Raw genomic sequence first — 20472 nt, 5'->3', positions numbered from 1 at the left:
CCCGGAGCAGCCACTGCTCCGGGGCGGTGCTGTGCTCGAAAGCCTTACGTGGGCCGGCCGCGGCTCGCATACTGGCGGTATGGAGTTCGTCGTCTTCATGACCCTGCCCGGAGTGGTCCTTCTGCTGACCGCGCTGGCCTTCGCCGACCAGTTGCTGCTGCGGGCCGGACGGGCCGGTGTGCTGCCGTGGCGCAACGGCGCGCGTCAGGGACAGGTGTCGGCGACCGGGTTCGAGCAGTTGCACGCGAGCCTGTCGCCGGGAAAGCAGACCGAGTTGAAGGAGCGGCAGTCGGCACTGGTGATGCGGGACGACGAGGACGACGGCGCGCCGCCCCACCGCACGACGGTGGACCTGGACGGAGGGACCGCCGTCGTCCGGATCCCCCGGACCGGCCCGTAGCAGCCGACCCGCTCGCTACGGCAGGGCCAGCATCCGCTCCAGTGCCAGCTGGGCGAAGTCCGCGGTCTCCTTGTCGACCTGGATGCGGTTGACCTCGTTGCCCTCGGCCAGCGACTCCAGCGTCCAGACGAGATGCGGCAGATCGATACGGTTCATGGTCGAGCAGAAGCAGACGGTCCTGTCGAGGAAGACGATCTCCTTGTCCTCCGCGGCGAAACGGTTCGCCAGCCGCTGGACCAGGTTCAGTTCCGTACCGACCGCCCACTTCGAGCCCGCGGGCGCCGCCTCCAGCGTCCTGATGATGTATTCGGTCGAGCCGACATGGTCAGCCGCCGACACGACCTCGTGCTTGCACTCGGGGTGCACCAGGACGTTCACCCCCGGGATCCGCTCCCGTACCTCCTGGACGGAGTCCAGCGAGAACCGGCCGTGCACGGAGCAGTGTCCGCGCCACAGGATCATCTTCGCGTTCCGCAGCTCCTCGGCGGTGAGACCGCCGTTCGGCTTGTGCGGGTTGTAGAGGACACAGTCCTCCAGGGAGAGCCCGAGCTCCCGCACCGCGGTGTTGCGCCCGAGATGCTGGTCGGGCAGGAAGAGCACCTTGTCGCCCTGCTCGAAGGCCCAGTCGAGCGCGCGCTCGGCGTTCGAGGACGTGCAGATCGTGCCGCCGTGCTTGCCGGTGAAGGCCTTGATGTCGGCCGAGGAGTTCATGTACGAGACGGGCACGACCCGCTCGGCTATACCGGCCTCGGTCAGTACGTCCCAGCACTCCGCGACCTGCTCGGCCGTGGCCATGTCGGCCATGGAGCAGCCGGCGGCCAGATCCGGCAGGACGACCTTCTGGTCGTCGGAGGTGAGGATGTCCGCCGACTCGGCCATGAAGTGCACACCGCAGAAGACGATGTACTCGGCGCCGGGCCGCGCCGCCGCGTCCCTGGCGAGCTTGAAGGAGTCCCCGGTGACATCCGCGAACTGGATGACCTCGTCGCGCTGGTAGTGGTGGCCGAGGACGAACACCTTGTCGCCGAGCTTCTCCTTGGCCACGCGGGCCCGCTCCACCAGGTCCGGGTCGGACGGGGAGGGCAGATCGCCGGGACACTCCACGCCCCGTTCACTGCGCGGGTCGGCCTCGCGGCCGAGCAGCAGCAGGGCGAGGGGCGTCGGCTGGACGGCGAGATCCTGTCGGGTCTGGGCGGTGGTCACGTCACGCACCCTTTCTTCTCTGCGAGCGAGTCTTCTCTGCGAACGAGTCTGCGAAGCCTTTTCGTCTATTTGACGTTATCTATCATAACCTCTTTCATGTCACTTTGACGATGGCGATAGCGTCGATGTGACGCATTCCAGGCACGGCCGTCCGCTGACGATTCGCGAGCCGGTGTGCGAGCATGAAGAAGGCAAAAAGACACGCGCGAGGGCCCGGAATGAATCCGCGGCCGAGCCGGTTGCACTGTCGGCAAGTAGTCCGTACAACCCGGGAGAGAAGCAGATGTCCGTATCGGACGACACCACCATCGTGAGCGACGGCATCCTCCTGTCCGACGCCGCCGCGGGCAAGGTCAAGGCCCTGCTGGACCAGGAAGGCCGGGACGACCTCGCACTGCGGGTCGCCGTTCAGCCCGGCGGCTGCTCCGGCCTGCGTTACCAGCTCTTCTTCGACGAGCGCTCGCTCGACGGGGACGTCGTCAAGGAGTTCGGCGGGGTCAAGGTCGTCACCGACCGGATGAGTGCTCCGTACCTCGGCGGCGCCTCCATCGACTTCGTCGACACCATCGAGAAGCAGGGCTTCACGATCGACAACCCGAACGCGACGGGCTCCTGCGCCTGCGGCGACTCCTTCAGCTAGGCCTTTTCAGCTGGGTCGCTCTGTCAGCCGGGTCATCGCGGACAGAGAGACCCAGCGGACAGAGAGACCGAGCGGACAGAGAAAGGCGGCGGTCCCCCCTCGGGCCCGCCGCCTTCCCCGCGCGTACCCGGCCGGGCACGCACGTCTCCAGGCTCTGCCGCCGTCCTCAGCCCAGCGGCACCGGCTCGCCCGTCACCGCGTCGACCACCCGGCGCTCGCCCAGCGGCCTCTCCAGCGTCACCTTCGCCGTCTGTGCCTTGGCCATCGCCACACAGACCTGGTCCGGGCCGGACGACGTGTGGGAGATCCGCACCTTCACGGCCGTACCGCTCTCGTCCGCGTGCGCCCTGTACGTACCGCACACGCCGCCCAGGAAGCGCAGGGACAGGGTCCGCCCGTCCGCGCCGTACGACATCAGGCCCGGGTCGCCCTGCTTCGGCTCCGGCTCCTGCTTCGGTTTCGATTCCGGCGCGCTCTTCGCCAGGGACTCCGGAGCCACCGCGACCTGGACGAGCGTGTTCGACGGAGCGCCGCCGCCGGGCACCACCTCGAACAGCCAGGCCGGTACGAGCGCCTCACGCCCCTCCACCGTCCGCAGCGCCAGACCGAAGACCGCCCTGTCGATCTCCACCGGCTCCGCGCCGACCGCGCCCGACGGCTCGCACCGGGCCGCCGCTGTCCCGTCCTCCAGCGGCATCGCGGTGGCGCAGTCGACGGCCGGGCCAGGGCCGCCCAGCCCGGCGGACGCCTTGTTCAGCTCCTTCAGCGCCTCTTCCGCGCCGATCACCGGATAGGTCTCACCGCGCTCCGGCGGCTTCAACTGGCCGGTGCCGCCGACCACTTGGCCGTCCGCGCCGATCTGGATCCCGGTCGACCAGCCATAGGTGGGCAGCCCGCCGATCACCGGGTCGGCGTTCACCACCCGTACCGCGCCCATCAGTTGAGCGGCGTCGAGGTCCGCGTCGCTCTGGCCCAGCGCCTTGAGCACAGGGGCCGCCGCCCGCTTGGCCGCCGCCTCGCTCACGGCACCGCCCGCGGTGGCGCCCGTAGCACCCACGCCCGTACCGTCCACGCCCGTACCGCCCACGCTCGGGCAGGTCTTCTTGCCCTTGAGGCAGTTGTCACCGCCCGAGGGGCCGAAGCCGTCACCGCCCGCCGCGGGCCCGAAGCGGTCGAAGGTCCAGGTCCCCGGTGCCCGCGTGGTGACCCGGAGCAGCGGTCCCGAACCGTCCTTCTCCGTACCGGCCTTCCAGAACGTACCGTCGGAACGCGGGGGGCCGGCCACCCCGAGCGCCTCGGCCAGCCGGGCCACCTCGTCCGCCGTGACCACTCCGCCCACCCGGTGGACGGAGGCCGTGGCAGGACCGTCGGGCAGTTCGCCCCTGGCGCGGTAGCTGAATCCGCCCGGATCGGGCTCGCCCGGCGCGATACCGAGCGGCGGCGGGATGCGGTCGCCTCCCGGCGTACCGCTCCCGCCGCCCGTGTCGTCCGCGCCGCCGCCGAAGGCACTCGTGGCGAAGTACGCGCCACCGCCTCCGGCGATCAGTACCGCCGCCGCCACCGTGGCGACGAGCGGAGCACGCCGCCGGCGCGGGCGGTCTGTGCTGTTCCCTGGGCGTTCCGTACTGGTCACCGCTGTACCCCCTTGAGCCGTTCCCCCGTATGACATCGGTGGGACGGAAGCGAGGAGCGAGCGGTTCCCCGCCCGGAGCGGTGCGATTCGGTCCATGGGAACCGTACGCACGGTCCGGCTCATGGGGAAAGACCTACTATCGGGTAAAATCTGACCTTAGGTGGGGCGCCCCTCGAACCGGTAGCGTGAACCGTCAACCGTTCTCCTTCATCAGGAGCGTTCACGCCGTGCGAATCGCAGTCACCGGCTCCATCGCCACCGACCATCTGATGACCTTCCCCGGCCGCTTCGCCGACCAGTTGGTCGCCGAACAGCTCCACACGGTCTCCCTCTCCTTCCTCGTCGACAACCTCGAGGTGCGCAGGGGAGGCGTCGGAGCGAACATCTGCTTCGGCATGGGCCAGCTCGGCACCCGTCCTCTTCTGGTCGGCGCGGCCGGCGCGGACTTCGACGAGTACCGCGCCTGGCTCGACCGCCACGGAGTGGACACGGCCTCGGTCCGGATCTCCGAGGTCCTGCACACGGCCCGGTTCGTCTGCACGACGGACGCCGACCACAACCAGATCGGCTCCTTCTACGCGGGCGCGATGAGCGAGGCCCGCCAGATCGAGCTGAAGAAGGTCGCCGACCGGGTCGGCGGACTCGACCTGGTGCTGATCGGCGCGGACGACCCCGAGGGCATGCTGCGCCACACCGAGGAGTGCCGTACCCGCGGGATCCCGTTCGCCGCCGACTTCTCGCAGCAGATCGCCCGTATGGAGGGCGAGGAGATCCGCACGCTGCTCGACGGCGCGACCTATCTCTTCTCCAACGAGTACGAGAAGGGGCTCATCGAGTCCAAGACCGGGTGGAGCGACGCGGAGATCCTCTCCAGGGTCGGCCACCGGGTCACGACCCTCGGCAAGCAGGGCGTCCGTATCGACCGTGTCGGCGAGGAGCCGATCCTGGTCGGCTGCCCGGAGGAGGACACCAAGGCCGACCCGACGGGTGTCGGCGACGCCTTCCGCGCCGGTTTCCTCTCCGGACTCTCCTGGGGCGTCGGGCTGGAGCGCGCGGCCCAGATCGGCTGCATGCTCGCGACGCTCGTCATCGAGACCGTGGGCACGCAGGAGTACACCCTGCGCAGGAACCACTTCATGGAGCGCTTCACCAAGGCGTACGGCCACGACGCGGCGGCCGAGGTCCAGGCCCATCTGCCCGAGACGGCCGCGCCCGAAACGACGCTCGACTAGAGCCTGTTTCGGCCGGAAAAGGCCCGAGCGCGCTACGAGATCCGGCGGACCACATAGGCGACACCGTGGTCCGCCGGCCGCTCCCCGAGATACTCCTGACCGCGCATCTCGCACCACGCGGGAATGTCCAGCCGCGCCGCCTCGTCGTCCGACAGCACCGTCACCGTCCCGCCCACCGGCACCTCGCCGAAGATCTTGGCCAGCTCGATCACCGGGATCGGGCACCGTCTGCCGAGCGCGTCCACGACCCGGCCGGGGCCTGGCGCCGGCGTCCCGCCCGGCCCGGCGGGGGAGACCGGGGCGCCGAGCTTCTCGCGTACCCCGGACACCGCCCCGGGCAGCACCTCCAGGAACCGGTCCACATCGGCCTCCGGTGTGCCGAGGGGGAGCGAGACCCGGACGTTCCCCTCCGACAGCACCCCCATCGCCCGCAGCACATGGCTCGGGGTCAGGGTGCTGCTCGTACAGGACGAGCCCGAGGAGACGGAGAAGTCCGCGCGGTCCAGCTCGTGCAGCAGCGCCTCTCCGTCGACATAGAGACAGGAGAAGGTGACGAGATGGGGCAGCCGGTGCTTCGGATCGCCCACCACCTCGACATCCGGCACCAGTTCGGGCACCCGCGCCCTGATCCGGTCCACCAGCGCCCGCAGCCGCGCCGCCTCGTCCACCGCCTCGGCGCGCACCGCCCGCAGCGAGGCCACCGCCGCCACCACGGCCGGGATGTTCTGGAAGCCCGGCACGCGCCCCGACTCCCGTTCATCGGTGGGTCCTTGAGGGGCGAACCGGACGCCCTTGCGTACGGCCAGCAGCCCGACCCCGGACGGACCGCCCCACTTGTGCGCGCTCGCCGTCAGCAGCGACCAGGCGCCCTCCACCGGACCCCAGCCCAGCGACTGCGCCGCGTCCACCAGCAGCGGGACTCCCCGGCTCCGGCAGGCCTCGGCGACCGCGGCCACCGGCTGCTCCGTCCCCACCTCGTGGTTGGCGGACTGGAGACAGGCCAGCGCGGTGTCCTCGCGCAGGGCCCCGGCGTACTCCTCCGGCGCCACCGCTCCGTAACGGTCCACCGGCACCTCGGTCACCGCGCCGCCCGTCGCCGCCTCATGGGCCGACGCGGCGTGCAGCACCGAGGAGTGCTCCACCGAGGAGACCACGAGACGCCGCCCGGTCCGCCGCCGCCCCGAGAGCGCGCCGGACATCCCGGAATGCACGGCGTACGTCCCCGAAGGGGTGAAGGCCAGCTCGTCGGGACGGCAGCCGACCGCCTCCGCGGCGGCCTCCCGCGCCGCGTTCAGCAGCATCACGGCCCGCCGCCCCTCGCGGTACAGCCGGGCGGGGTCCGCCCACCCCTCGTCGAGGGAGGCCTGGAGGGCCTGCCGGGCGACGGGATGCAGCGGGGCGGAGGACGCGACGTCGAAGTAGGGCACACCGCCACGCTAGTACGTCCTCCCGGGGGGCCCGGTCGGCCCGGCGGAAGAGGCGGGGCGCGGAGCGGCGGAAGCGGACCGAAGGTGTCCCGAAGGCGGCCGGGAAGCGGCCCGGAGGCGGCCCGGAAGCGGTCCGGAGGTGGGCATTCCACCCCTTCGGGGTGCGGGGCGGCGCGTTGGGCACCCTCCCCGCACGGCCCCAAAACGAGTCCAGTAGGGTTTGGTCCGCATAAACATCCAAACCCCTGCCCGCGTCAGGGCCGGCGACCGACCAGCGAGACGGCCGCGGCCGGCCGCGCGGGCGAGACTCTCGGGAAGGCGCTACGTGAGTCCCAACGGCTCCGACCGCTCGTCGCGGCGCCCGATGCGGCGGAAGCTGCCGCAGGTGCTGACTGCGGGCCTGATCCTCGCGACCGCCACCGGTTGCACATACAAGGACTTCCCCCGCCTCGGAATGCCCACCCCAGTGACGGAAGAGGCTCCCCGGATCCTCTCCCTCTGGCAGGGCTCGTGGGCGGCAGCGCTCGTCACGGGCATCCTGGTATGGGGTCTGATCCTGTGGAGCGTCATCTTCCACCGGCGCAGCCGCACCAAGGTGGAAGTCCCTCCGCAGACCCGGTACAACATGCCCATCGAGGCGCTGTACACCGTGGTCCCGCTCATCATCGTCTCGGTGCTCTTCTACTTCACCGCACGTGACGAGTCGAAGCTCCTCTCCCTCTCCGAGAAGCCGGCCCACACCGTGAACGTGGTCGGCTACCAGTGGAGCTGGGGCTTCAACTACATCGAGAACGTGGACGGCAACCCGTCGACGGGCAACACGGTTCCCAAGGAACTCGACGCCATTCCCGACCGGTTCACGAAGCAGTTCCCCAAGGGTGCCGAGGGCGTCTACGACGCCGGTGTCCCGGGTCAGCGCAACCCCCAGACCGGCAACCCGGGTCCGACCCTGTGGCTGCCCAAGGGGGAGAAGGTCCGGTTCATCCTGACATCGCGTGATGTCATCCACTCCTTCTGGGTGGTGCCGTTCCTGATGAAGCAGGACGTCATCCCGGGGCACACCAACTCCTTCGAGGTGACCCCCAACCAGGAGGGCACCTTCCTGGGCAAGTGCGCCGAGCTGTGCGGCGTCGACCACTCGCGGATGCTCTTCAACGTCAAGGTGGTCTCTCCGGAGCGCTACCAGAAGCACCTGGAAGAGCTGGCCGAGAAGGGCCAGAACGGCTACATCCCGTCTGGCATCGCACAGACGGATCCGGCCAAGAACGCGGAGACGAACAAACTGTGAGCATCCTCAACGAACCCCAGGGTGCCGCCGCAGCAGCAGAGGACTCGTACGAGGACGAGCTGCCGGTACGGCGCAAGCAGCCGGGCAATGTCGTCGTGAAGTGGCTGACCACCACCGATCACAAGACGATCGGCACGATGTACCTGGTCACGTCGTTCGTGTTCTTCTGCATCGGCGGTCTGATGGCGCTCTTCATGCGCGCCGAGCTGGCCCGTCCCGGCACGCAGATCATGTCGAACGAACAGTTCAACCAGGCGTTCACGATGCACGGCACGATCATGCTGCTGATGTTCGCGACGCCGCTGTTCGCGGGATTCGCCAACTGGATCATGCCGCTCCAGATCGGCGCGCCCGATGTGGCGTTCCCGCGCCTGAACATGTTCGCGTACTGGCTGTACCTCTTCGGCTCGATCATGGCCGTCAGCGGCTTCCTCACCCCGCAGGGTGCCGCCGACTTCGGCTGGTTCGCCTACTCCCCGCTGTCGGACGCGGTCCGCTCACCGGGTGTCGGCGCCGATCTGTGGATCATGGGTCTGGCCTTCTCCGGCTTCGGCACGATCCTCGGCTCGGTCAACTTCATCACCACGATCATCTGTATGCGTGCCCCCGGCATGACGATGTTCCGCATGCCGATCTTCACCTGGAACGTGCTGCTGACCGGTGTGCTGGTCCTGCTGGCCTTCCCCGTGCTGGCCGCCGCGCTCTTCGCCCTGGAGGCGGACCGCAAGTTCGGCGCGCACATCTTCGACTCGGCCAACGGCGGGGCACTGCTCTGGCAACACCTCTTCTGGTTCTTCGGCCATCCAGAGGTGTACATCATCGCCTTGCCGTTCTTCGGCATCGTCTCCGAAGTGATCCCGGTCTTCAGCCGCAAGCCGATGTTCGGCTACATCGGTCTGATCGGCGCGACCATCGCGATCGCGGGTCTCTCCGTGACGGTGTGGGCGCACCACATGTATGTGACCGGCGGTGTGCTGCTGCCGTTCTTCTCGTTCATGACCTTCCTGATCGCGGTACCGACCGGGGTGAAGTTCTTCAACTGGATCGGCACCATGTGGAAGGGCTCCCTGTCCTTCGAGACACCGATGCTCTGGACGATCGGCTTCCTGGTCACCTTCACCTTCGGTGGTCTGACCGGTGTGATCCTGGCGTCGCCGCCGATGGACTTCCATGTCTCCGACTCGTACTTCGTGGTGGCGCACTTCCACTACGTCGTCTTCGGCACCGTGGTGTTCGCGATGTTCGCCGGATTCCACTTCTGGTGGCCGAAGTTCACCGGCAAGATGCTCGACGAGCGGCTCGGGAAGATCACCTTCTGGACGCTCTTCATCGGATTCCACGGCACCTTCCTCGTCCAGCACTGGCTGGGCGCCGAGGGAATGCCGCGCCGGTACGCGGACTATCTCGCCTCCGACGGATTCACCGCGCTGAACACCATCTCCACGATCAGCTCGTTCGTTCTCGGTCTGTCGATCCTGCCGTTCCTGTACAACGTCTGGAAGACCGCCAAGTACGGCAAGAAGGTCGAGGTCGACGACCCGTGGGGCTATGGGCGTTCACTCGAATGGGCGACTTCCTGCCCGCCGCCGCGGCATAACTTCCTCACTCTGCCGAGAATCCGTTCGGAATCCCCGGCATTCGATCTGCACCACCCGGAGATCGCCGCGCTCGAACAGCTCGAGAACATCGGGCACGGTTCGGAGCCCGTCCTCGCCGGTGGCAAGGAGGCCGGGAAGTGAAGATCCAAGGCAAGATGTTCCTCTGGCTGGGCGTCTTCATCCTCGCCGCCGCCGTGCTGTACGGCGTGTGGTCGAAGGAGCCGGCCGGTACGACCGCGCTGTTCCTGGCCTTCGGCCTGAGCATCATGATCGGCTTCTATCTGGCCTTCACCGCCCGCCGGGTGGACGCGATGGCCCAGGACAACAAGGAAGCCGATGTCTCGGACGAGGCCGGTGAGGTGGGGTTCTTCGCCCCGCACAGCTGGCAGCCGTTCTCGCTCGCCATCGGTGGCGCGCTGGCCTTCCTCGGGATCGCGATCGGCTGGTGGCTGCTGTACTTCTCGCTGCCGCTGATCCTGATCGGCCTGTGGGGCTGGGTCTTCGAGTTCTACCGGGGCGAGAACCAGAACCAGTAGAACGGTTCGCAGCGCTCCCTGGGGGCCCGCCGTACTCGAACGGAGTATGGCGGGCCCCCGTTTGTACCCGCTCGTCGCGCGCTGAGCGGAAAGATCTTCCTACCGTGTGCTCATGGACCACACGCCACGTCTGCGCGCCGTCCTCACCTGCACTCTGCTGGTCGTGTCCCTCGGGGCGAGCGCCAGCGCGTGCAGCAGTGACGACGGGCCGCACCCGCTCTCCGGGAAGCCGCGCGAAGCCGCCCCGGGGAAGATCGTCTTCAGTACGCCCGCGGGCGCCACCAAGGTCGATCCCAACAAGCCCCTCCAGGTGACCGCCAAGGGTGAGCGGATCACGGACGTCAACGCCGTCGACAAGGCGGGCCACTATCTGGCGGGTGAACTCACCGCCGACGGCCTGCGCTGGCACTCCACGGCACCACTGGCGGCCGGCTCCCAGTACACCGTCAAGGTCGCCACCGAGGACAAGAAGGGCAAGCCGGGCTCGCGGACGCTCACCTTCGAGACCATGCCCGCCAAGCGGACCCTCACGGTCGAGTTCGGGCCCGACGCGGGTGAGTACGGTGTCGGCCAGCCCATCACCGCCACGCTCAGCCAGCCGATCACGGACAAGAAGGCGAGGGATGTGATCGAACGGTCGCTGAAGGTCCGTGCCACCCCCGCGGCGGAGGAGGGCGCCTGGCACTGGGTGGACGACGAGGAGCTGCACTACCGGCCCAAGGAGTACTGGCCCGCGAACGGGAAGGTCACCGCCTACAGCACCCTCCAGGGGGTGAAGATCACCGACAAGGTGTACGGCGGTGCCGTCAAACCGCTCAAGCTGACCACCGGCGACCGGGTGGAGGCCATCGTCGACGCCAGCTCCCACTACATGACCCTGTTCCGCAACGGGGAAGAGGTCACCAGCATCCCGGTGACCACCGGCAAGCCCGGCTTCTCCACCCGTAACGGCATCAAGGTCATCCTGGGCAAGGAGTACTTCGTACGGATGCGCGGTACGAGCGTCGGCATCGGCGGCGGTGAGGGCTACGACCTCCCCGTGTACTGGGCGACCCGGGTCACCTGGAGCGGTGAGTACGTGCACGCCGCGCCCTGGTCCGTGGGCTCGCAGGGATCCGCGAACGTCAGCCACGGCTGTGTCGGTATGTCCACCGCCAACGCGGCCTGGTTCTTCGAGAACGTGCAGGAGGGCGATCTCGTCCAGGTGATCAACAGCGCCGGCGACTACATGGAGGACTTCGGCAACGGGTTCGGCGACTGGAACGTGGACTGGGAGGACTGGCGCGAGGGCAGCGTCCTGCTGGCCGGGACGAGGGAGGGCACCAGCCCCGCCGACCCGGCCCGCCTCCGCCCCCTGGTCTGAAACACGGTCCGTCGGCCGGACAGCCTTCAACGGACAACCAGGTCCTGCCGCCCCTCACAGGCGGCAGGACCTGGCCCGTTCCGGACCTCGGGACCTACGCGCTGATGGCGAGGCGGTGGCGCAGCAGGGCGGCCAGGGCGTCCGCGAAGCCGACCGGTTCGACCGGCAGGGTCACCGCCGCGTCCGCGCGGCTCCAGGTGGCCAGCCAGGCGTCCTGCGGGCGCCCCATGAGCAGCAGCACGGGCGGGCAGTTGAAGATCTCGTCCTTGATCTGCCGGCAGACGCCCATCCCGCCCGCGGGGACCGTCTCGCCGTCCAGTACGCAGACGTCGATCCCGCCCCGGTCGAGCTGCTTCAGCAGGGCGGGCAGGGTCGCGCACTCCAGGAACTCGACGGGCGGTACGTCGGCGGCCGGCCGGCGTCCCGCTGCCAGCCGGACCTGCTCGCGGGTGTTCGCGTCGTCGCTGTAGACCAGCACCGTGGCGGTCGGCTGCATTGTTCCTCCGTGACATCAGTGTCTGCGAGGGCTCCAGGGCTCCGTCGCCCTGAACCGATGCGCGGATGCTACTCCGTCGGAGACCGAGTCAGCACGGGTACGTACGTCGTTCGCCGACCCGTTCGAGCTGGGCACACTCCACGGACACACCGAACGGCACCCCCCGGAGTCAGGGCGGGATAAGCGACCGACATAATGTCGGTCGTGGCGACAGCAACGACAGTAGAAACCGGGCACGCGCACCCGTCGGTCAACCGGCCGAACCTCACCAGCGTCGGAACCATTATTTGGCTGAGTTCCGAGCTGATGTTCTTCGCGGCCCTCTTCGCGATGTACTTCACCCTGCGATCGGTGATGGGCGCGGCGCACTGGAAGGAGATGGCGTCGGCCCTGAACATCCCGTTCTCGGCGACGAACACCACGATCCTGGTGCTCTCCTCCCTCACCTGCCAGCTCGGCGTCTTCGCCGCGGAGCGCGGGGATGTGAAGAAGCTCCGCTCCTGGTTCGCGATCACGTTCGTGATGGGTGCGATCTTCATCGGCGGTCAGGTCTTCGAGTACACCGAGCTTCTGAAGAAGGACGGCCTGTCGCTGTCCTCCGACCCGTACGGCTCGGTGTTCTATCTGACGACCGGCTTCCACGGGCTGCACGTGACGGGAGGTCTGATCGCGTTCCTGCTGGTTCTGGGCAGGACCTACGCGGCCAAGAGGTTCACCCACGAGCAGGCAACCGCCGCCATCGTCGTGTCCTATTACTGGCACTTCGTCGATGTCGTCTGGATCGGCCTCTTCGCCACCATCTACTTGATCAAGTAGCCGGGTCCCGTGCCCGAAGCGCACACAATCCAGAAACACCGACGCAGAAGATCCTGACACCGGGGTAATCCGTGAAAAAGCTCTCCGCACGACGACGCCATCCGCTGGCGGCGGTCGTCGTCCTACTCCTCGCACTGGCGGCCACCGGGGGGCTGTACGCCGCGTTCGCGCCCGCGGGCACGGCACAGGCTGACGAGACCTCCCAGTCCCTCGCCATCGAGGAGGGCAAGAAGCTCTACTCCGTCGGCTGCGCAAGCTGCCACGGAACCGGCGGTCAGGGCAGCAGCGACGGCCCGCCCCTGGTCGGCGTCGGCTCCGCCGCCGTGGACTTCCAGGTCGGCACCGGCCGTATGCCCGCGCAGCAGCCCGGCGTGCAGGTGCCGAAGAAGAAGGTCATCTACTCGCAGGCCGAGATCGACCAGCTCGCCGCGTACATCGCGTCCCTCGGCGCCGGTCCGATCATCCCGACCGGGAACCAGTACGACCCCGCCGGCGCGGATGTCGCCAGGGGTGGCGATCTCTTCCGCACCAACTGCACCCAGTGCCACAACTTCACCGGCGAGGGTGGCGCACTGACGAACGGCAAGAGCGCACCGAATCTTGAGGGTGTGAGCCCGAAGCACATCTACGAGGCCATGCAGACCGGCCCGCAGAACATGCCTTCGTTCCCCGACTCGACGATGCCGGAGCAGCAGAAGAAGGACATCATCGCGTACATCCAGGCGGTGAACGGAGAGAAGGCCGCGAGCCCCGGCGGTCTGAAGCTGGGTGGCCTCGGCCCCGTCAGCGAAGGTCTCTTCGGCTGGATCGTCGGTCTGGGTGTTCTGATCGCAGCCGCCGTCTGGGTCGCGGCCCACACCGCTAAGGCCAAGAAGTCATGAGTAGCCAAGAAGAGTTTCCAGAGAAGAACCTGCCGAGCGAGCAGGGCGACGCGCACGGCGCGGTCGAGCGTACGGACGACCCGTTCGCCGACCCGGGACTGCCGGCCCACCGGCCCCGTATACAGGACATCGACGAGCGGGCCGCCAAGCGGTCCGAGCGTACGGTGGCGCTGCTGTTCCTGCTGTCGATGGTGGCGACCGTCGCGTTCATCGCCTCGTTCGTGGCGTTCCCGGTCAGCAAGATCGTCTACATCTTCCCGCTGGGCCATGTCAGCATCCTGCACTTCTCGCTGGGTGTGACCCTCGGCATCGCCCTGTTCTGCATCGGCGCGGGCGCGGTCCACTGGGCCCGGACGCTGATGTCGGACGTCGAGGTGGCGGACGACCGCCATCCGATCGAGGCGCCGCCCGAGGTCAAGGCGAAGGTCCTGTCGGACTTCGCGGCCGGTGCGGCGGAGTCCGGCTTCGGCCGGCGCAAGCTGATCCGCAACACGATGTTCGGTGCGATGGCGCTGGTGCCGCTCGCCGGTGTGGTGCTGCTGCGCGACCTCGGTCCGCTGCCCGAGAAGAAGCTCCGCTCGACGCTGTGGGCCAAGGGCAAGCAGCTCATCAACATGAACACGAATCAGCCGCTGCGTCCCGAGGACGTGGTGGTGGGCTCGCTCACCTTCGCCATGCCGGAGGGCCTGGAGGAGCACAGCGAGGACTTCCAGAAGCAGATCGCCAAGGCGGCCCTGATGATCGTCCGGATCCAGCCGGACGAGATCAAGGACAAGCGTGAACTCGACTGGTCCCACCAGGGGATCGTGGCGTTCTCCAAGATCTGCACCCATGTCGGCTGCCCGATCAGCCTGTACGAGCAGCAGACGCACCATGTGCTCTGCCCGTGCCACCAGTCCACCTTCGACCTCTCCGACGGCGCCCGCGTCATCTTCGGCCCGGCCGGTCACCCCCTTCCGCAGCTGCGGATCGGTGTGAACGCGGAGGGCAACCTCGAGGCGCTCGGCGACTTCGACGAGCCCGTCGGTCCTGCCTTCTGGGAGCGCGGATGAGTACCAGCACTGCTACGGACGACAAGAACCGCAAGGCCCCCGCGGGTGAGCGGGTCGCCGACTGGGCGGACGGCCGGCTGGGGATCTACTCCCTGGCCAAGGCCAATATGCGGAAGATCTTCCCGGACCACTGGTCCTTCATGCTCGGCGAGATCTGCCTCTACAGCTTCATCATCATCATCCTCACGGGTGTGTATCTGACGCTGTTCTTCCACCCCTCGATGAACGAGGTGGTGTACCACGGCAGTTACGTCCCGCTCCAGGGCGTGACGATGTCGGAGGCGTACGCCTCGACGGTGGACATCAGCTTCGACGTCCGCGGCGGTCTGCTGATCCGGCAGATCCACCACTGGGCCGCGCTGATCTTCCTCGCGGGCATGCTCGTCCACATGATGCGCGTGTTCTTCACGGGCGCGTTCCGCAAGCCGCGTGAGATCAACTGGCTGTTCGGCTTCCTGCTGTTCGTCCTGGGCATGTTCACCGGGTTCACCGGCTACTCGCTCCCGGACGACCTGCTCTCCGGCACCGGCGTCCGCTTCATGCAGGGCGCGATCCTGTCGGTGCCGGTCGTCGGCACGTATCTCTCGATGTTCCTGTTCGGCGGGGAGTTCCCCGGCGGCGACTTCGTGGCCCGGTTCTACTCGGTCCATATCCTGCTGCTGCCCGGCATAATGCTGGGACTGGTCGTGGCCCATCTGATCCTGGTCTTCTACCACAAGCACACGCAGTTCGCGGGCCCCGGCCGGACGAACAAGAACGTCGTGGGCATGCCGCTGCTGCCGATCTACATGGCCAAGGCCGGAGGCTTCTTCTTCCTGGTCTTCGGGCTCATCACGATCGTCTCCGCCATCGCCACGATCAACCCGATCTGGGCGCTGGGCCCCTACCGACCCGACCAGGTGTCCACCGGAGCCCAGCCCGACTGGTACATGGGCTTCTCCGAGGGACTCATCCGGGTCATGCCCGGCTGGGAGATCAACTTCCTGGGACACACCCTGGTGCTGGGTGTCTTCATCCCGCTGGTGATCTTCCCGCTGGTGCTGGTCGCGATCGCGGTCTACCCGTTCATCGAGGGCTGGGTCACCCGCGACAACCGCGAGCACCACATCCTGGACCGCCCGCGCAACGCGCCGACCCGTACGGCGTTCGGTGTGGCCTGGCTGACGTGGTACTTCATCCTGCTCGTCGGCGGCGGCAACGACCTGTGGGCGACGCACTTCCATCTGTCGATCAACGCGATCACCTGGTTCGTCCGGGTCTTCTTCTTCGTCGGACCGGTCGTCGCCTTCGTCGTCACCAAGCGGATCTGCCTGGGCCTCCAGCGCCGCGACGCGGAGAAGGTGCTGCACGGACGCGAGTCCGGTGTCATCAAGCGGCTGCCGCACGGTGAGTTCATCGAGGTGCACACCCCGCTGGACCAGTCCGATCTGCACAGGCTGACCGCCCACGACCAGCACAAGCCGGCCGAGATCGGCCCGGAGGTCGACGAGAACGGCGTACGGCGCAAGGTCGGCCCGGCCGAGAGGCTCCGGGTGAAGCTGAACAAGGGCTACTACGGCGAGGGCAACCAGATCCCCAAGCCGACGGCCGAGGAGTACAACGAGATCGCCGCCGCGCACGGCCATGGGCACGAGGAGATCACCAGCGGCCACAGCAAGCACTGATCCACCGGTTCGCCACCACCGAGGGCCCCGGCCCGGTCTCCCCGCGAGGGGGACCGGCCGGGGCCCTCGGCGTGGGACCGTCCGTACTGCGGGCATCCGTCCTGCCGGCCGGGCGTACGCCGATAGGCTGGTGGCGCGGGCCTCGTACGGTCCGCACACCCGTCCCGGAACCCACCAGGAGCGAGCATGAGCGCTGTGACCCCCGTCGGAGGCGACACCGTGGCGGACCGCACCTGGCCGGGCGTGCTGAACCCGCTGCTGCGCGGCGAGAGTCTGGGCACGGAGGACACGGCGTGGGCCATGGACCGCATCATGAGCGGCGAGGCCACCGACGCGCAGATCGCCGGGTTCGCGGTCGCCCTGCGGGCGAAGGGCGAGACGGTCGAAGAGGTCTCCGGCCTGGTGCGCGCCATGTACGCGCACGCCAACACCATCGAGGTGCCGGGCCGTACGGTCGACATCGTCGGCACGGGCGGCGACCTCGCCAGGACGGTCAATATCTCCACCATGGCGGCGATCGTCGTGGCGGGCACCGGCGCCAAGGTCGTCAAGCACGGCAACCGCGCCTCCTCGTCGGCGAGCGGTGCCTCGGACGTACTGGAGAAGCTCGGCGTCAATCTGGAGCTGACCCCCCAGCGGGTGGCCGAGGTCGCCGAGGAGGCGGGCATCACCTTCTGCTTCGCGGTGAAGTTCCATCCCGCGCTGCGGTACGCGGCCAAGGCCCGCAAGGAACTCGGCGCCCAGACCACCTTCAACATCCTCGGCCCGCTCACCAACCCGGCGCGGGTCAGGGCCCAGGCGGTGGGTGTGGCGGACGCGCGGATGGCGCCGATCGTCGCGGGTGTGCTCGCCGAGCGCGGAAACTCGTCCCTGGTCTTCCGCGGCGACGACGGCCTGGACGAGCTGACCACCACCGCGACATCACGGGTGTGGGCGGTACGGGACGGCAAGGTCACCGAGGAGGCCTTCGACCCCCGGGACGTGGGCCTGGAACTGGTCCCGGTCGAGGCGCTGCGCGGCGCGGACGCGTCGTACAACGCCGATGTGGCCCGCCGGCTGCTGGCCGGCGAGACCGGCCCCGTACGCGACGCGGTGCTGCTCAACTCGGCGGCGGCGCTGGTGGCCCTGGACCCGACGGACGACCCCCTAGCCCTCCAGCTCGCGGCGGGTATCGCGCGGGCGGCGGAGTCGATCGACTCGGGCGCGGCGGGGCGCACGCTGGAACGCTGGGTGGCGGCGAGCCACCGCGACGCCTAGGCCCTGTACGCCTAGGCCCTGTACGGCTGGGCCCTGTACGGGCCAGGTCCTGTACGGCTCTGGCGCGGGTCGCCTCCCGGTCAGGGGGCCGTGGTGCGGGGTGCGTTGTCGGGGTGGGCCGGTTTTCGAACCGCCCACCCGCCGCGCCCCGCACACGTCCCGTATCGCGGACACCCGTTGGGGCGCGCGGCACCCTGTGCCATAATCTTGGACCAGGTCATGAGTGACAGCGATTAAGGCCCCGGCTCGCTGTCCGGCAACCCTCCGTCCGTGGCGGGGTGCCCCGGGTGAAGACCAGGCCGTGGGCAGCGAGGTCCGCGGCAAGCGCGGACCCCTCGCACCTTGGGGTCCTGGTCCTCAAGGGAGCAGTCTCGTGAGCAAGCGAATGTGCTAGGGCCTGTCCGACAGGCCCCAGGGGTTTTTCGACCCCTTCTTCAGTACGCCTCCATGCGTCGAGGCACCCCCCGTCACCGCCCCCGCGGCTCCGTCGAGCCGTGGTGCCGCCGTGCGGGTTCCTGAAAGCCGTTCCGACTTGTCCCGCCGGGAGATATCGCCATGTCCGCATACCTGAACGCCGCCGCCCCGACCACCGCCACCGCGACCTCCGGCACCGCGACCTCCGGTACCGACCCGCTGCCCGTCCTCGGGCGTGATGTCACCGTGCCGCTCGTCACCGGCGGCGAGGTCAGCTACGCCGCGCTCGACTACGCCGCCAGCGCCCCCGCCCTCCAGCGGGTCTGGGACGACGTGGCCGCGTACGCGCCGTACTACGGCAGTGTCCACCGCGGCGCCGGCTATCTCTCGCAGCTCTCCACCGACCTCTTCGAGAACAGCCGCCGCACGGTCGCGGAGTTCCTCGGCTGCCGCCCCGACGACCAGGTCGTCTTCACCCGCTCGACCACCGACTCGCTGAACCTGCTCGCCGCGGTGCTCCCCGCCGACTGCCAGGTGTTCGTCTTCGAGACCGAGCACCATGCCTCGCTGCTGCCCTGGCGCGAGGCCCGGGTCAGCTATCTGAACGCCCCCCGCACCCCCGCCGAGGCCGTCGCCACCCTGGAGCGGGCGCTCGCGGAGCGTGACCCCCGGGGTCCGGCGCTGGTCTGTGTGACCGGGGCCTCCAATGTGACCGGCGAGCTGTGGCCCGTACGGGAGCTGGCCGCCGCCGCGCACACGCACGGCGCCCGGATCGTGCTCGACGCCGCGCAGCTCGCCCCGCACCACCCCGTGGACATCGCCGGGCTGGATGTCGACTGGGTCGCGTTCTCCGGGCACAAGCTGTACGCGCCCTTCGGCTCCGGGGTGCTCGCGGGCCGTGCCGACTGGCTCCAGGACGCGGAGCCCTATCTCGCGGGCGGTGGCGCCAGCCGCGCGGTGGCCCGGCGGAGCGACGGCGGGGTCGATGTCGCGTGGCACACCACCGCGGCCCGGCACGAGGCCGGTTCCCCCAATGTCATCGGGGTGTACGCGATCGCCGCCGCCTGCCGGGCGCTCACCGAGGCGGGCTTCGACACCCTCGTCGACCGTGAGCGGCGGCTCGTCGCCCGAGTGCGCGCGGGTCTCGCCGAGGTGCCCGAGGTCAGGGTGCTCTCGCTGTTCGGCGACGACGCCCCGCGCGTCGGTGTCCTGTCGTTCGTGGTCGAGGGATGGAACAGCTCGCACTTCGCCGCCGCGCTCTCCGCGGAGTACGGCATCGGTGTACGGGACGGTCTCTTCTGCGCGCACCCGCTGGTGCGGACCCTGCTGGGCACCGACCCGCAGGACCCGGGGGAGTGCGGCGCCCCGGAGGCCGAGCCGGGCGAGCGCTCGCTGAACGCGATCCGGGTCAGCTTCGGCGCCGGCACCCCGGACGAGCACGTGGACCGCTTCGTCCGGGCCGTACGGGAGCTGGTGAGCCAGGGAGCGCGCTGGAACTACCGTACGGAGGACGGCCGTTGCGTCCCGGACCGGGACGGCGCCACGGCCTGACGCACGGAGCCGCAGGCGGCCTTACGCGTCGAGTCCGATGGCGAAGGCCGCTTCGAGGTCGTGCTGTGAGTACGTACGGAACGCCACATGCGTGTCCGTGGCCTCGACACCCTCGATCCTGCTGATCCGGCCGGGGATCACATCCGCCAGATCGTCGTGCCTGGCCACCCGCACCATGGCGATCAGGTCGTACGTACCGGTCACCGAGAAGACCTCGCTGACGCTGTCCAGCGCGGCGATCGACTCCGCGATCTCGGGGATCCGGGCCACGCTGGTCTTGATGAGCACGATCGCGGTGATCACGGTTGACGTTCTCCCTCGGTGGCCGCGGTGTGGTCTCCCACTCTATCGGTACGCCAGTACCGCCCCCAGGCGTAGAGAAACCCGGTGGCGAAGCCCACGAGGTGCGCGAGATAGGCCACGCCGGGACCCGAGCCCGCGCCGCGCGCCGCCAGCCACTGGATCGCGAACCAGAAGATCAGCACGATCCAGGCGGGAAAGCGCAGCGGCAGGAAGAACAGGAACGGGAAGAGGCTGGTGACCCGGGCCTTCGGGAAGAGATAGAGAAAGGCGCCGAGCACCCCCGAGATCGCGCCCGAGGCCCCCACCAGCGTCTGGTCCGAGGCCGCGTTCACCATGGCGTACGTGAGCAGGGCGAAACAGCCGACGGTCAGATAGAAGAACAGGAAGTGCGCCCGGCCCAGCCGTTCCTCCGCCATCGCGCCGAAGACGAACAGAAACAGTATGTTCCCCAGCAGATGCAGCCAGCTTCCATGGACGAAGAGCGCCGTCAGCGGGGTGAACAGGGCGCGTGGGGAACCGCTCAGCAGCTCGACCGGGATGACGCCCCACCGTTCGAAATACAGGCTCTGCGCGTCGAGGAGCGCCTCGCCTCTCCCGTACGCCGGGTTGAACCCCGACGACGGACTGAACAGGAATGCCAGACAGCAGAGGCCGATCAGCGTGTGGGTCACCACCGGTCCGTCGGCCGTCGTCCGCGACGTATTCACCGACAGAGCAT

19 protein-coding genes and 1 riboswitch are annotated in these 20472 nt (G+C 68.8%); of the genes, 13 read left to right on the top strand and 6 right to left on the bottom strand.

Annotated features, from left to right (window positions below; translation table 11 throughout):
• The first annotated feature begins 79 nt into the window (after window positions 1-79).
• Complete coding sequence (locus ACWGDX_RS24590) at window positions 80-400, top strand: DUF6191 domain-containing protein (protein ID WP_453628828.1); 321 nt, start codon at window positions 80-82, stop codon at window positions 398-400.
• Between the two features lie 15 nt (window positions 401-415).
• Here ACWGDX_RS24590 and nadA read toward each other — a convergent pair whose 3' ends face one another.
• Entirely contained in the window at window positions 416-1603 is a 1188-nt protein-coding gene (nadA, locus tag ACWGDX_RS24585; RefSeq protein WP_453628826.1) for a quinolinate synthase NadA, read from the bottom strand.
• A 283-nt stretch (window positions 1604-1886) separates the two neighbouring features.
• On the opposite strand from nadA, the gene ACWGDX_RS24580 reads away from it, so the two are divergent.
• Complete coding sequence (locus ACWGDX_RS24580) at window positions 1887-2243, top strand: HesB/IscA family protein (protein WP_383040130.1); 357 nt, start codon at window positions 1887-1889, stop codon at window positions 2241-2243.
• Window positions 2244-2409: 166 nt separating this feature from the next.
• On the opposite strand, the gene ACWGDX_RS24575 is transcribed toward ACWGDX_RS24580, so the two are convergent.
• On the bottom strand, window positions 2410-3876 hold the full coding sequence (locus ACWGDX_RS24575; RefSeq protein ID WP_453628824.1) for a hypothetical protein: 1467 nt from the start codon (window positions 3874-3876) through the stop codon (window positions 2410-2412).
• A 227-nt stretch (window positions 3877-4103) separates the two neighbouring features.
• Here ACWGDX_RS24575 and ACWGDX_RS24570 point away from each other — a divergent pair, with 227 nt between their 5' ends.
• Complete coding sequence (locus ACWGDX_RS24570; RefSeq protein WP_453628822.1) at window positions 4104-5108, top strand: carbohydrate kinase family protein; 1005 nt, start codon at window positions 4104-4106, stop codon at window positions 5106-5108.
• A gap of 32 nt (window positions 5109-5140) precedes the next feature.
• Here ACWGDX_RS24570 and ACWGDX_RS24565 read toward each other — a convergent pair whose 3' ends face one another.
• Window positions 5141-6535, bottom strand: coding sequence for an aminotransferase class V-fold PLP-dependent enzyme (locus ACWGDX_RS24565; protein WP_453628820.1), 1395 nt, complete (start codon window positions 6533-6535; stop codon window positions 5141-5143).
• Between the two features lie 325 nt (window positions 6536-6860).
• Here ACWGDX_RS24565 and ctaC point away from each other — a divergent pair, with 325 nt between their 5' ends.
• From ctaC to ACWGDX_RS24545, 4 genes are all read left to right on the top strand, one after another.
• Window positions 6861-7823, top strand: coding sequence for an aa3-type cytochrome oxidase subunit II (gene ctaC / locus ACWGDX_RS24560; protein ID WP_453628818.1), 963 nt, complete (start codon window positions 6861-6863; stop codon window positions 7821-7823).
• Entirely contained in the window at window positions 7820-9562 is a 1743-nt protein-coding gene (gene ctaD, locus ACWGDX_RS24555) for an aa3-type cytochrome oxidase subunit I (protein ID WP_363080052.1), read from the top strand. Before ctaC ends, ctaD begins: the two co-directional genes overlap by 4 nt.
• Window positions 9559-9957 carry a cytochrome c oxidase subunit 4 gene (locus ACWGDX_RS24550; protein ID WP_453628816.1) on the top strand — a complete coding sequence of 133 codons (399 nt, stop codon included), beginning with the start codon at window positions 9559-9561 and terminating at the stop codon, window positions 9955-9957. The genes ctaD and ACWGDX_RS24550 overlap by 4 nt, the downstream gene beginning before the upstream one ends.
• A gap of 112 nt (window positions 9958-10069) precedes the next feature.
• Window positions 10070-11320: an Ig-like domain-containing protein gene (locus ACWGDX_RS24545; RefSeq protein ID WP_453628814.1), complete on the top strand. Its 1251-nt coding sequence runs from the start codon at window positions 10070-10072 to the stop codon at window positions 11318-11320.
• Between the two features lie 94 nt (window positions 11321-11414).
• On the opposite strand, the gene ACWGDX_RS24540 is transcribed toward ACWGDX_RS24545, so the two are convergent.
• Window positions 11415-11816 (bottom strand): hypothetical protein, encoded by a 402-nt coding sequence (locus ACWGDX_RS24540; protein WP_383040114.1) that lies wholly within the window; start codon window positions 11814-11816, stop codon window positions 11415-11417.
• 195 nt (window positions 11817-12011) lie between these two features.
• Between ACWGDX_RS24540 and ctaE the strand changes: the two genes are divergently transcribed.
• The 6 genes from ctaE (at window position 12012) to ACWGDX_RS24510 (ending at window position 19451) form a co-directional block, all read left to right on the top strand.
• Window positions 12012-12632 carry an aa3-type cytochrome oxidase subunit III gene (gene ctaE / locus ACWGDX_RS24535; RefSeq protein WP_453628812.1) on the top strand — a complete coding sequence of 207 codons (621 nt, stop codon included), beginning with the start codon at window positions 12012-12014 and terminating at the stop codon, window positions 12630-12632.
• Between the two features lie 71 nt (window positions 12633-12703).
• Window positions 12704-13513, top strand: coding sequence for a cytochrome bc1 complex diheme cytochrome c subunit (gene qcrC, locus ACWGDX_RS24530; protein ID WP_453628810.1), 810 nt, complete (start codon window positions 12704-12706; stop codon window positions 13511-13513).
• Window positions 13510-14565, top strand: a complete 1056-nt coding sequence (qcrA, locus tag ACWGDX_RS24525) for a cytochrome bc1 complex Rieske iron-sulfur subunit (protein ID WP_453628808.1) — start codon at window positions 13510-13512, stop codon at window positions 14563-14565. The genes qcrC and qcrA overlap by 4 nt, the downstream gene beginning before the upstream one ends.
• A complete protein-coding gene (gene qcrB, locus ACWGDX_RS24520) occupies window positions 14562-16229 on the top strand; it encodes a cytochrome bc1 complex cytochrome b subunit (RefSeq protein ID WP_453628807.1) in 1668 nt (555 codons plus the stop codon). The genes qcrA and qcrB overlap by 4 nt, the downstream gene beginning before the upstream one ends.
• 186 nt (window positions 16230-16415) lie before the next feature.
• Window positions 16416-17486 (top strand): anthranilate phosphoribosyltransferase, encoded by a 1071-nt coding sequence (gene trpD / locus ACWGDX_RS24515; protein WP_453628805.1) that lies wholly within the window; start codon window positions 16416-16418, stop codon window positions 17484-17486.
• Window positions 17487-17701: 215 nt separating this feature from the next.
• Window positions 17702-17819, top strand: a riboswitch (SAM riboswitch).
• Window positions 17820-18041: 222 nt separating this feature from the next.
• On the top strand, window positions 18042-19451 hold the full coding sequence (locus ACWGDX_RS24510) for an aminotransferase class V-fold PLP-dependent enzyme (protein WP_453628803.1): 1410 nt from the start codon (window positions 18042-18044) through the stop codon (window positions 19449-19451).
• A gap of 21 nt (window positions 19452-19472) precedes the next feature.
• On the opposite strand, the gene ACWGDX_RS24505 is transcribed toward ACWGDX_RS24510, so the two are convergent.
• Both ACWGDX_RS24505 and ACWGDX_RS24500 read right to left on the bottom strand, forming a co-directional pair.
• A complete protein-coding gene (locus ACWGDX_RS24505) occupies window positions 19473-19754 on the bottom strand; it encodes an Lrp/AsnC family transcriptional regulator (RefSeq protein ID WP_453628802.1) in 282 nt (93 codons plus the stop codon).
• On the bottom strand, window positions 19751-20461 hold the full coding sequence (locus ACWGDX_RS24500) for a rhomboid family intramembrane serine protease (RefSeq protein ID WP_453628800.1): 711 nt from the start codon (window positions 20459-20461) through the stop codon (window positions 19751-19753). The genes ACWGDX_RS24505 and ACWGDX_RS24500 overlap by 4 nt, the downstream gene beginning before the upstream one ends.
• Between the last annotated feature and the right edge of the window lie 11 nt (window positions 20462-20472).

The sequence above is a fragment of the Streptomyces sp. NPDC055025 genome, from assembly GCF_053608565.1.
This window is presented reverse-complemented; position numbering and strand designations above follow the sequence as displayed.